The organism is Streptococcus oralis, assembly GCF_003943825.1.
Classification (GTDB): Bacteria; Bacillota; Bacilli; order Lactobacillales; family Streptococcaceae; genus Streptococcus; species Streptococcus oralis_CD.
Window position 1 is genome coordinate 1 of record NZ_RJNJ01000034.1, and the last position, 1,042, is coordinate 1,042.

1 protein-coding gene is annotated in these 1,042 nt (G+C 47.1%); it reads right to left on the minus strand.

The genetic code is table 11. The features are described from left to right. Window positions 1–1,042: class I tRNA ligase family protein (locus D8863_RS10385; RefSeq protein ID WP_142999483.1), on the minus strand; the 1,042-nt coding region annotated here is incomplete at both ends.

Genomic DNA, 1,042 nt, shown 5'->3' on the forward strand with positions numbered 1-1,042 from the left:
TCTTCCCACTGAATGATTGGAATTGGCTCACCCCAGTAACGTTGACGGCTAAAGAGCCAGTCACGGAGACGGTAGGTGACTTTTTCTTGACCGCAGCCTTTTTCTTCCAACCAAGCCACAATTTTAGCAATAGCGTCTTCTTTGTTAAGGCCATCTAGGAAGTCTGAATTGACATGAAGACCATCTTCTGTGTAGGCAGCTTCTGCTACATTTCCACCTTCAAGCACTTCTACGATTGGAAGGTCAAATTGTTTGGCAAATTCCCAGTCACGTTGGTCATGGGCAGGCACAGCCATTACCGCACCTGTACCATAGCTAGCAAGAACATAGTCGGCAATCCAGATTGGAATTTCCTTGCCATTGACAGGGTTGATGGCATAAGCGCCCGTCCAAACCCCTGTTTTTTCCTTGGCAAGGTCTGTACGAGCCAAGTCAGACTTGAGACTAGCTTGGTGTTTGTAGTCCGCTACAGCCTCAGCTTGTTCAGCTGTTGTGATGGCATCTACCAAGTCATGCTCAGGAGCCAAGACTGTGAAGGTCGCACCGAAAAGCGTATCAGGACGAGTAGTAAAGACGGTAAATTCCTTGTCAGTCCCTTTTACTTTGAAGGTTACATTGGCACCAGTTGATTTCCCGATCCAGTTACGTTGCATATCCTTGATAGACTCTGGCCAATCAAGCTCATCCAAGTCAGTCAGCAAGCGCTCTGCATAGGCCGTGATTTTAAGCATCCATTGGCGCATTGGTTTGCGGACAACGGGATAGCCACCACGCTCAGAAGTTCCATCAGGAAGCACTTCTTCGTTGGCGATAGCTGTTCCTAGTTCCTCAACCCAGTTTACCGGTACTTCCGCTTCATAGGCCAAACCTTTTTCGTAAAGCTTGGTGAAGATCCACTGAGTCCATTTGTAGTAATTTGGATCTGTTGTGTTGACTTCACGATCCCAGTCGTAAGAAAATCCAAGCGCATTGATTTGACGTTTGAAGTTGGCAATGTTTTCCGCTGTAAATTCTGCTGGGTCATTACCTGTATCCATAGCGT